Below are 11,655 nucleotides of genomic sequence, written 5' to 3' on the forward strand. Positions count from 1 at the left end.
AGTGAGTAGCAATTAACGTTGAAGGGTGATTTATATGCTGAAACTACCGGTGTATCATTCCGTTATTTCTTCCAATGCCTTAGTACCCGTAATTAATGATCTTTATGAAATCGGGGATGTTTTGGAGTGTAGTTTTTATGAGAACGGACTTAATGATACCTATTTACTAAAGACCTCTATTGATAAATACATTCTTAGGATCTATAAAGCTCATTGGCGAAATAAACATGAGATTGATTTTGAAGTGGAGTTATTGAATCACTTAAATAAGAAGAATATCCCTGTATCGGCTCCGGTAATCAGCAGGGATGGTGGTTACCTAATTGAGCTGGAGGCTCCTGAAGGAACACGTTACGCAGTTCTGTTTACTTTTGCAAAAGGCAATTATTCCGATGAAAAAGCTAGCTGTGAATTATACGGTGAACAAGTGGCTAAGATGCATCTGGCTATGAATGATTTCGAATGTGGGCAGCAAAGATTTACGCTTAATCTGGATCATCTGCTTAAAGAACCGCTTCAATCGATTCGCAAGCCTTTATCCCACAGGCAAAAGGATATCGATTATCTAGAATCTTTGTCGGAAGTATTGGCAAATAACATAGCAGAAATCTCATCAGAGCTGGATTGGGGGGCATGTCATGGTGATCTTCATGGAGCGAACGTACATTTCTACGAGGATACCCTGACTCATTTCGACTTTGATTGCGGAGGTTTTGGCTGGAGGGCCTATGATGTTTCCGTGTTTTTGTGGTCAAGGGTTAGAGGGAAAGAACGAGAGCATTTTGACAATGAACAATGGACTGTTTTCCTGAATTCATACCAAAAGCATAAAGTATTATCTGAGAACGATTTAAAGGCAATCCCTATATTTGTTGCTATCCGGGAGATATGGTTGATGGGTCTGCACACAGGGAACGCACAGGTTTGGAGTTGTGGGTGGCAAAACGATCATTACTTCAATACTAATCTGCAATTCCTACGTAATTGGTGTGAAGTTCATTCTATCCAATAGACAATACCCAAACAAGAAGCCACTCCATATTTAGGGGTGGCTTTACTTCAGTCATTATTCATAAACGTCTTATGATAAGCGTTACGATATTGGGTGGGCGTCATGTTTTCGTATTTTCGGAAGAGGCGCATGAAATATTTATCGTCGGTGAACCCCGTCTCTGTCGCGATTTCCCTCACGCTTAATGCGGTTCTGGTTAGTAGCTCCTTCGCTTTAGTCACACGTGCTGAATGGATATATTCCAATGGCCCCATGGAGGTATGCTGTTTAAATAGCCGAGCTAAATAGTCCTTGTTGTAATTGAATTTATCCGCGATGATGGCCACGGTAAGCGGTTCGCTTGCATGTATCCTTGTCCACTCAGCTATTTTGACGAAGGTGACATCTTGCTGTGCGCGGATCAGCTTACTGGCGAACGGCTGAAGTGCATGCTCAGATAGCTCAATTAAAAGCGAGGTCAGCAAATAATTAACGCTGGAATAGGTTAAATACCCCGAATTGGCCACATGAAGGATTTGATTCGCCAGAATATGAATCCGGTCACTATGTTCGATTTTTATGATTTGGGGCAGATATAGATCATGTACGGACCATAAGCGCTGTGTGCGCGAAAAGATTTCTTCTGCCTCAGGCTTCATTTCCTCCTCACTCAGCAATAGCCCCTCGTTTGTCAGTTCGAAATGAAACCAATAAAACTTAACCCCGGGTCGTGACTCTCTATAGCCGACATGTGTGCGATTAGGCATGAGCAGAAGAGCTTCGTCAGGGCCTACTTCAAATTGTTTGTTTTCCTCACTCAAATATACTGTTTCGTTCACGCCAATGATTAGTTCGTAGTTCCCCATAACACGCTCCACATGCTTCCATGGTGTTTCTGAGATAAATTCACCTGCCGCTGTAAAATGAACAGGTACATCTGCATTTATTTTTAAATAGCTCATGCGGTCCTCCTAGCAATCAATAAGTCGGGTTTGTCCACTATTTGTACGACTGATCTACCGACAAATCAACGTTCCGGTGTTATCTTATGGATACAAATATACACTTGTCATCTAACCCTGACAAGATTGCGAGGGAGCGATTTCATTGAAGACGCAAGCTTTTGATCTACAGAACGTACGAATTGATTCAGGTCCACTTCTCCATGCGATGGAGTTAAATACTGATTATTTACTCAAGCTTGAGGCAGATCGGCTTCTGTCGCGTTTTCGCGAATATGCTGGCTTAGAGCCTAAGGCTGCTCACTACGAGGGCTGGGAATCTCAGGGCATTAGCGGCCATACGTTAGGCCATTATATTTCTGGATGTGCGTTAATGTATGCCTCTACGGGAAATGAAGAGCTGCTACAACGCGTGAATTATGTAGTAGATGAATTAGAGCAATGTCAGGATGCGCATGGCAATGGCTTTATTTCCGGCATTCCTCGTGGCAAGGAGTTATTTGAGGAAGTGAAGGCAGGCGACATTCGCTCACAGGGCTTTGACCTCAACGGAGGTTGGGTGCCACTTTACACGATGCATAAGCTGTTTGCAGGTCTTCGCGATGCTTATCGACTGGCCGGCAATCAGAAGGCGCTCGTTATTGAAACGAAGCTGGGCCTGTGGCTTGAGGATATTTTTGCAGGGCTGAGTAAAGATCAGATCCAAGAGGTGCTGCGTTGTGAGTTTGGCGGCATGAATGAAGCGCTGACGGATTTGGCAGAGGATTCCGGGGAAGAGCGTTTCCTCGCGTTAGCGGAAAGCTTTTATCATGGGGAAGTGCTTAATGATCTTGCTATAGAAAAAGATACCCTAGCTGGAAGACATGCTAATACACAGATTCCAAAAATCATCGGAGCTGCTAGACAATATGAGGTAACAGGGCAGGAGCATTATGCAGGTATTTCCCGCTTCTTCTGGGATCGGGTCGTGAATCATCATTCTTATGTGATCGGCGGCAACAGCTATAATGAGCATTTTGGTGAACCGGATAAGTTAAATGACCGATTGGGTGAAGGCTCCTGTGAGACATGCAACACGTACAACATGCTGAAGCTGACCAAGCATATGTTCCAATGGGATGCGTATGCAGCGTATGCGGATTACTACGAACGTGCGATGTATAACCACATCTTAGCCTCTCAGGAGCCGGTAGATGGCCGGGTATGTTACTTCGTATCTCTTGAGATGGGTGGACATAAATCGTTTAATTCGCAGTTCGAAAGCTTTACGTGTTGTGTAGGCTCGGGAATGGAAAGCCATTCTATGTATGGCTCGGCGATATACTTCCATAGTGCAGATGAGCTTTATGTCAATCAGTACGTACCTTCTACAGTGGCTTGGAAAGAGCAAGGCATTAGCTTGCAGCAAGAGACCAAGTTCCCGGCAGAGGGACAAGGTGTACTGCGGATCAGTGCAGCACAGCCAACGAAATTCACATTAAAGCTAAGACATCCTTACTGGGCTGAGCAAGGGATGAGTGTTAGCGTAAATGGTGAAGATGTTCAAGTAAATGTAGGCAAATCTAACTACTTTACTTTGGATAGAGAGTGGCAGGATGGAGACGTTGTCGAATACGATATTCCGATGTCGGTGAGAATCGAGACGATGCCGGATAATCCGAACCGAATTGCATTCCTTTACGGTCCACTTGTGCTCGCAGGTGATTTTGGGCCTATAAATGCAGAGGTCAATAGCGATCGCGCCCTTGCCTCCGTATTAATCGGAGATCGGGACACACTGACGGACAACCTCATCCAATCTAATGTGAGCAAAAATGTGTTCCGGATGAAAGGTTTAGGTTATACAGGGGATCATGAGCTTCGTCCGTTCTACCCTATGCATGATCATCGTTATTCCGTGTATTGGGATTTGTTCACACCGGAAGAGTGGAAGCTGGCAGAGGCTGAATATCGCGAAGCCGTGGAGAATAACTTGCTGCTTGAGCAGTTAACTGTCGATTCGGTACAACCTGCTGAAATGCAGCCTGAACGCGATCATAATTTCACAGGTGAATTTGTAGGCTTAGGCAAAATCCACAATCGCAAGTATCGGGACAGCTGGATCAATGGCTGGTTCTCCTTCACGATGGAAGTTTTGCCGGATGAGCAAGTGGATCTGGTGGTCACGTATCTGAAGTCGAACGATACTTCGCTGGCATTCGATATTTTGGCGGATGGGGAGCAACTTGGTGTAGGCACTCTTGAGTCTGAGGAGATGAATAAGCTGGAGACGATTCGTTATGAACTCCCGCAACCGATCACGAGCGGCAAATCAGCGGTTACGATCAAGTTTGCTTCTCATGAAGGACATAAGGTTGGCCAAGTGGCCGGACTTCGTATCGTTAAACGTAATTCTTGAATTAAAAGGCTTACAGAATTATAATAGGGTCAATTCTTTTAATTGAGGTGAAATGGATGTCTTTCCGTACCGTTACAAGGAACTAGTTATCGGGCTGGGTGAAACGCGTACCAGCTATCAAGGGGGGAGTCTACCCTTTTGATTACAACTAACTAGAGCTTTGAACGGTGCCATAGGCAGCTGTTTTTGTAGAGCCAGGCACTTAACCTATTTAACTTAGAGAACCGTTTATTTGTGGATGGTTTTTTACAGTGGGATAGGGGTGCCTGGCTTTTTTGAATTCAATTAAAAGAGGGGATAAACGATATGTTAAAAAAGAGTCTAGCTCACCTAAAATGGTGGGTAGGTGGTTATATTTTATTGGGTTTTGCCATTCAGCTGTTAAGTAGTTTAGGTGTTGTTGTCTTTCAAAAAATATTAGATAAGGCCACGGTAATCAACAGTTTTGGTGAAATATCCACATTAATTATAGTGTATGGGGTTCTGCTAGCTGGGGTGGCGATCCTGAATTATATAGACGAATACCCGAGTGTGTTTTTATCGAACAGCATCACGGAGAGGTTAAAGATTATTGCACTGTCCAAAATATCAAAAATGGATTATCAAGCGTATCAGGATATGGGAACAGGGCAAATGATTAAGGTAATCGAGAACGGGGCAGCGGCTGGAAACAGCATTATTTTTTCTTTTTTTCTCAAAACACTACATGAGTTGTTACCTACTCTTCTATTCAGTCTAGTCTTTATCAGCTTCTATGACCTAAGGATCATGTTAGTGATTGCAGCTGGCTATGTGGTCGTCTTTCTGATAACAAATCTGCTGTTGAAATTTCTGTATGCCATGAAGGCAACCATTCTCCAAGAGCAAGAAAAGATGTCCAGATTCTCTATCCGCGGGTTTATGGAATTGGTCGTCTTTAGAACCAACAAGAGATATGAGAAAGAGATCGATAAATTAAGCCAGACCGCGCGCACTATCATTCATAAAAATGCTCAGCTAAAAATGATTCATGAAGCTTTTTTCGCTATATTCGAGTTATTTGTCACGATCATTAAAGTTATTGTCCTGATTTATGGTGTGAAAAGCATTGTCGCAGGCGAGACCTCACTTGGTATTGTGGTCGCATTGTTTATGTTCATCGATAAAATTTATACCCCAATTGCCATCTTCAATGTTTTATTTGTAGATTACAGACTGAATAAAGTGACTTACAGAAGATTCGAGGAATTTATTGCTGCCCCAGAAGATAAGAACTTGGAATCCGGAGAAGCCATCACTGAGCTCCAAGGCAATATTGAGTTTAGGGAGGTGTCCTTTACTTATGGGAATGTGCAGATACTGAATAACCTGTCATTTTCGCTTACGCGAGGAACTTCTGTTGCTATTGTCGGATTAAGTGGAGGCGGGAAATCTACGCTGATTAAATTGATTGTGGGGTTATTAAAAAAGGGCGAAGGTGAACTCTTACTGGACGGTAAGGATATCGATGAGATTCGTTTGAATAGCTACTATGATCATATTTCCTATCTATCCCAAGACACGCCGATTTTCGATGCTACGATAAGAGATAATATTGTATTCGATGAGGATACTCTGTCCGATGAAGAGCTATATGAGATTTTGGAAAAAGTTCATTTGCAGGAAAAAGTAAGCCATTTGCCGGATCGCTTAGATACTTTGGTGGGCGAAAAAGGTCTAAAATTATCAGGAGGCGAAAGACAGCGATTAGCCTTTGCCAGAATCATTGCCCAAAAAAGAAATATTCTAATTCTGGATGAGCCTGTGTCAGCGCTTGATAATATCACTGAGCAGAGTCTTATGGAGACGATTTTGAATGAATTTAAGGACAAAACTATCATCATTGTGGCCCACAGGCTTAATTTTATAAAAGACGTTGATAAGATACTGGTAGTGGATCAAGGGTCAATTGTTGGGGAAGGGAAGTTTGATGATTTAATAGAACAGTGCGAAGCTTTTAAAGCGTTATGGAATAGAAAAATATCGTTTACAGATTATCGATAAATTGCTAGACTCTTCTAAAAAAAAGAGGTGCTATCGATGGCTTGGCCAACACATATTGTAGCGGTGGGTGGAATTGCAATAAATGAAGAGGGAGATATTCTTTTAGTAAAAACACATCATGGTGGGTGGGTATTTCCTGGAGGACAAGTGGAAGTTGGAGAAAACCTAATGGATGCACTAATTCGCGAGATTAAAGAGGAAAGTGGAATAGATGTCGTTGTTTCTCAATTGATTGGCGTGTATTCGAATACAGGTATGCATAAATGGTATGACGGTGAGACGGATGTTCCTACCAAGGTCATGTTAGACTTTATCTGCAAGCCCGTGGGAGGAGAATTAAGTACTTCGGAGGAAACATCTGAAGTGATGTGGGTAGCCAAGGAGAAGGTGCTGGATCTGATTTCTGCAGCGGCTATTCGTACCCGCTATCAAGCTTATTTGGATTTCGATGGAAATACTAGGTACATGGATTATGTAACTGGAGGTGCGTTTGAAGTTAAATTGGATCGGACGGTGTAAAAAAGAAACTTTGAGGCTTTCCCGAAAGGGAAGGCCTCTTTTGTTGGGAATGAGCGATCATTCCGCTATATCGTATAAGGATTGTGACGAATCATCTCAATTAAATTCACTGCGGCTGCTGATAAGGGCTCATTTTTACGTGTACAGATCGCAATGGTATTCTTCAGATGGATTCCTTCTACATATACTCGGCACAATTCTCCACGCTCTACATATTTGCGTACGACTAATGAAGAAACGAAGTTTGCGCCATATCCGGCGATAACGGCTTTGATGGCTTCATGTAGTCCATTAAATTGCAAAGAGATGATAGGAGCGGGTGTGTTGTATGTGCGGCATAAAGATAATAATCGCTCCCGCGTTGAACTTCCTTCTTCACGCATAACAAAGGGTTCCTTCATCATTTCGGATAGAGAAACTTGCTGATTGGCATAACGATGATCGGGTGCGACTACAAACCATAACTCGTCCTGAAATAACTCTTCTGTCTGGATTGTATCTGGATAAGCCTCGGCGATTCCTCCATAAATAGCTATATCCACGTCTACATTTAACAGCTGCTTGAGGGCATCACTTGAGTTGGTAGTGGTGATCATCATCTCCACTTGTTCATATTGTTGCTTAAACTTTGCAATCCAGGTAGGAATGAGAAAGTGAGCAGGCAAATACGTTGCGGCTAGACGGATACTTCCGTTAGTGCCGTTAACATAATCTTGAGCGAATTGTTCAATTTGTTGTTCTACGGCGAACAGTCGCTTGGCGAGTAGAGTAAGCTCTTCCCCAGCATCCGTTAAAGCGATTCCTCTGCCTTGAGGTTTAAATAGGGTAAAGGACAGTTCTTTTTCGAACTTCTTAATCTGCGCAGTGATGGCAGGCTGACTTATATTTAAAATTTCTGAAGCGCGTGTCACACTGCCTGTCGATGCGATTACATGGAATAAGCGTAAGGCATGTAGGTTCATGGTTAAACTCCCATTCTTCGATTTATATATTAAATATATAAATTGGACTTAAAGATATATTATATTTATGATTATAACTGATTTACAATACAGATATAAAGATGAACTTGGAAAGATGAGATTAGGGAAAGGAGTAATGGAGAGGAGGTTTGGAACTGTAGGAGCGTAGCGATCGCCTTTGTCTCCGGATTTCAACCATGAACAAATACTAAAGGAGAAGTGATAAATATGAATCAAACGACTACTTGGGATAAAGTCGATCAGTATATTACAGAGCGCCTGATTCCACAGGACTCTGTGTTGGAAGAAGTGTTGGTCACCAATCAACAGGCAGGGCTGCCGCCCTTTGATGTTTCGCCTAGTCAGGGGAAATTCCTGAATCTACTGGTGCAAATGAAAGGTGCACGCCGGATTTTGGAGATTGGCACCTTGGGCGGGTACAGTACGATTTGGATGGCAAGAGCCCTGCCGTCTGACGGACAGATAGTTACTTTGGAGCTGGATCCCATTCATGCGCAGGTAGCTAAAGCTAATCTTTCGCTTGCCGAGGTGGATCATCTGGTAGAGCTTCGTGTAGGGGATGCATTAGAGCAACTGTCTCAGATGAAACAAGAGGGCGTTGAACCCTTCGACTTTATTTTTATAGATGCCGATAAACCGAATAATCCTAACTATTTAAAGTGGGCTCTGCAATTCTCCCAGCCCGGAACGGTGATCATTGGAGATAATGTGATTCGTGAAGGTGAGGTCATTAATGAGAATAGCGAAGACCCTCGTGTAGTAGGCGTACGGGAATTTTATGATCTCTTGGCTGAAGAGCCTAGAATTTCAGCTACTGCCATTCAGACGGTGGGAAGCAAAGGTTATGATGGATTTGTATTGGGGATTGTGAATAGCTGAGGGATTTCACAGGTCCTCTGAGCGTTACGGACCCCAGTGACGCTATTGCTTAGAAAGAGGTTCATCTGTGTCCGATAGATGCCGGTGCCTCCTACCTGTAAATGATATCAAATCAAACAAAGGTGTCCCTAAGCCATGATGGCTTTAGGAACACCTTCGTTATTTTAAAGCGCCTCTTTAATCACCTTTTTGTAATAGAAGACGGACAATATTGCAAAGATCGAATACAAAGCAGTGTATAACAGCATCACCAGAATCATCGGTGTCCAAAGCTCTGTGCCGAATAAGAACCAGCCGGATTTAACGGCGAAGTAGCTGTGAAGCAGACCTATGACTAATGGAATACCGAAGTTGAACAATTGTTTCATCTGTATACCTCTGAGCAGATCACCTTGCGTGAATCCAAGCTTTCTCAGAATGGTGTAGTTAGGTTTTTCATTTTCACTTTCATCCATTTGTTTAAAGTATAGAATACATCCGGAGGTAATCAAGAAGGTTAACCCCAGAAAAGCAACGATAAACATAATGAGTCCCATATTTTGTTTTTGACCTTTTATCGACTCTAATTGAGAGTCTTGTTTGTTATTCTCATCAAATTTTAAGGTCTTGAAAAGTTCATTTGCCTGTTCAACGCTGGCCCGGACTTTCATATCAATCCCGATATTAAGGGAGGATCCTCTTTGAAGGGCAGGATCTAAATCCTTCTTTAAGCGCTTAAAGATCGATTCGTCTACAACCGCAACCGGTAAGCCACCACCTGTGTAATACCCTGAAATGGGACTTTCGATATCTAATCTTTTATAATCCTGCGGAAAAACCTCATGTAACCCTTTGAGTTCAATCGCACCTTTATCTTTCATAGTAACAAAATTATCCAATGTACTGCTTGATTTCGTGAAATAAGCTTTATCTGGAGTTAGATCAACGTCTTCAAGTGCATTTTCACTTATGACCGCCAGGGTCATAATATTTGAAAACATATTGTCTCCGTCCGGTTTTTTAACAAGAATCTCTTCAACATCTACATCGACCTGAAGGACTTGGGTCCTTCTTTCTGTAAATACTAAATCATTTGCCGTTAGGATCTTTGTAAATTGTTCAGCCTCTTGGGCATTCGTGAATACAAAATCCGTTGGGACATATTGCTTGGAAGTTTTCTCAGCAGAGTAAAAGGAAATGTAGCTAAGGGATAATAAACCCAGCGCTAGTGCCGATACCGTTGTAATGATGGTTAATAATACGGCATTGGATTTCATGCGAAACATAATGGAGGAAAGAGATAGAACCTCTCTAATGTTCAGATAGCCGTTTTTCCGCTTACGAATGATATGAAAAATAAAACTTACCGAGCCTTTATAAAATAGATAGGTCCCAATAATGACGGATCCCAAAATAGTAATCATGGATATAGCCAATTGATTCATTGAGGTTACGTCTTCGGTAAGTAATTTAGAGGAGAGCACATAGCCCAGTAGGATTAGGCCAATTCCGACAATCCCTATGATCATTTCAAAGAAGGATAACTTTTTCACTGTACCTTCTGTTGTTGAGGTCACCCGGAACAAGGATAAAATACTTTGTCTTTTAATAAATCCATAATTCATCAGCATGATCAAAAGATAAATCACACAGAATACGATCAACGTCTGAATCAAAGCTTCGATAGAGAAATGAAGGGAGGCTATAGCATCGACCCCCATTATCTTAAATAAGATCATGAGGATTAATTTTGAGATAGAAAAGCCAACCAATATCCCCAGGACCAAGGAACCGAAATACAGAATAAAGTTCTCTGCCGAAAGAATGCGGAAGATTTTATTTTTGGTCATTCCAATTAACTGAAATAAGCCAATTTCTTTACCGCGTCGTTTGATGAAGATCGTATTAGCATATAACAGGAAAATAGAGACAATTACGACTAGTAAAATCGAGGCAGCCATGATTGCTGCGCCCCCTTTGATAGAGCTTTCCAGCTCATCCATCGAGGGATCATATTGCAAGGTGACAAAGGCGAAATATAAGGCCACACTAAAAACTAGCGCAAACACGTATAGGTAGTAATTTCGAATGTTTTTTCGCAGATTTCGAATCATTAATACATTAATGCTCATTCTGCACACCGCCTAATACACCCTGTGTTTTTATAATGTCGTTGAAGAAAACTTGTCTTGATTGTTCTCCTTTATTTAGTTGCGTATAGATTTTTCCATCTTTTATAAAAATAACTCTACTGCAATAACTGGCAGCCACTGGATCATGTGTAACCATAACGATGGTTGCTTTTCGTTTTTGATTGAGTTCACTTAGCTTATTTAATAAATCAGAAGCGGATTTAGAATCCAGCGCCCCGGTAGGCTCATCAGCAAAAATAATACTTGGATCATGAATGAAGGCACGAGCTGCTGAGGTACGTTGTTTTTGACCGCCAGAGATTTCATTGGGGTACTTATTTTTTAATTCCAAAATCCCCAATTCCTTTGCGAGACTTTCGAATTTCTGATTGGCGGCTTTCTTGGGTGTATTGGTAATGGATAGTGGCAGCAGGATATTCTCCTTTACCGTCAGTGTGTCCAAGAGATTATATTCTTGAAAAATAAAACCTAAATGATTTTTGCGAAATTCCGCGAGCTGCTTCTCTTTCATATTGGAGATTTCATTGCCCTCAATGGTAATAGATCCGTTGCTGATTTTGTCGATCGACGAGAGTACGTTGAGTAGGGTTGTTTTACCTGAACCGGAAGGCCCCATGATGCCAACGAATTCGCCTTCTTCTATACGAATATCGAGTCCGCTTAACACGGATTGTTTGTTTAATTTATTGCCATAGCTTTTATGAATTTTAGTAGCTTCTAGAATTGCCATAATGATTCACTCCTTCGTTTCTTCTTGTATAGCCTTATT

The 11,655-nt window shown here is 42.0% G+C and carries 9 protein-coding genes; 5 read left to right on the forward strand and 4 right to left on the reverse strand.

Features of this window, described 5'->3' with window-relative positions; all coding sequences use genetic code 11:
- Positions 1-34 precede the first annotated feature (34 nt).
- Positions 35-1,012: a phosphotransferase gene (locus tag NYE72_RS02005; protein WP_076101234.1), complete on the forward strand. Its 978-nt coding sequence runs from the start codon at positions 35-37 to the stop codon at positions 1,010-1,012.
- Positions 1,013-1,059: 47 nt separating this feature from the next.
- Here the strand turns inward: NYE72_RS02005 and NYE72_RS02010 are convergent, their stop codons facing one another.
- Positions 1,060-1,953, reverse strand: a complete 894-nt coding sequence (locus NYE72_RS02010; protein ID WP_036682739.1) for a helix-turn-helix transcriptional regulator — start codon at positions 1,951-1,953, stop codon at positions 1,060-1,062.
- Between the two features lie 145 nt (positions 1,954-2,098).
- On the opposite strand from NYE72_RS02010, the gene NYE72_RS02015 reads away from it, so the two are divergent.
- From NYE72_RS02015 to NYE72_RS02025, 3 genes are all read left to right on the forward strand, one after another.
- Positions 2,099-4,351, forward strand: a complete 2,253-nt coding sequence (locus NYE72_RS02015; protein ID WP_076101235.1) for a glycoside hydrolase family 127 protein — start codon at positions 2,099-2,101, stop codon at positions 4,349-4,351.
- 306 nt (positions 4,352-4,657) lie between these two features.
- Positions 4,658-6,373: an ABC transporter ATP-binding protein gene (locus NYE72_RS02020; protein ID WP_076101237.1), complete on the forward strand. Its 1,716-nt coding sequence runs from the start codon at positions 4,658-4,660 to the stop codon at positions 6,371-6,373.
- 36 nt (positions 6,374-6,409) lie between these two features.
- Entirely contained in the window at positions 6,410-6,892 is a 483-nt protein-coding gene (locus tag NYE72_RS02025; protein ID WP_076101239.1) for an NUDIX hydrolase, read from the forward strand.
- Between the two features lie 65 nt (positions 6,893-6,957).
- Here NYE72_RS02025 and NYE72_RS02030 read toward each other — a convergent pair whose 3' ends face one another.
- On the reverse strand, positions 6,958-7,854 hold the full coding sequence (locus tag NYE72_RS02030; protein WP_076101240.1) for a LysR family transcriptional regulator: 897 nt from the start codon (positions 7,852-7,854) through the stop codon (positions 6,958-6,960).
- A gap of 228 nt (positions 7,855-8,082) precedes the next feature.
- Between NYE72_RS02030 and NYE72_RS02035 the strand changes: the two genes are divergently transcribed.
- A complete protein-coding gene (locus NYE72_RS02035) occupies positions 8,083-8,754 on the forward strand; it encodes an O-methyltransferase (RefSeq protein ID WP_076101242.1) in 672 nt (223 codons plus the stop codon).
- Between the two features lie 164 nt (positions 8,755-8,918).
- Here NYE72_RS02035 and NYE72_RS02040 read toward each other — a convergent pair whose 3' ends face one another.
- Together NYE72_RS02040 and NYE72_RS02045 are read right to left on the reverse strand one after the other, a co-directional pair.
- The gene (locus NYE72_RS02040) at positions 8,919-10,865 is read right to left on the reverse strand and encodes an ABC transporter permease (protein ID WP_038568418.1); all 1,947 of its coding nucleotides are present in this window, start codon (positions 10,863-10,865) and stop codon (positions 8,919-8,921) included.
- On the reverse strand, positions 10,855-11,616 hold the full coding sequence (locus NYE72_RS02045; RefSeq protein ID WP_038568421.1) for an ABC transporter ATP-binding protein: 762 nt from the start codon (positions 11,614-11,616) through the stop codon (positions 10,855-10,857). Before NYE72_RS02045 ends, NYE72_RS02040 begins: the two co-directional genes overlap by 11 nt.
- Positions 11,617-11,655: the final 39 nt, after the last annotated feature.

The organism is Paenibacillus sp. FSL L8-0333 (assembly GCF_037965665.1).
GTDB classification, from domain to species: Bacteria; Bacillota; Bacilli; order Paenibacillales; family Paenibacillaceae; genus Paenibacillus_AQ; species Paenibacillus_AQ odorifer.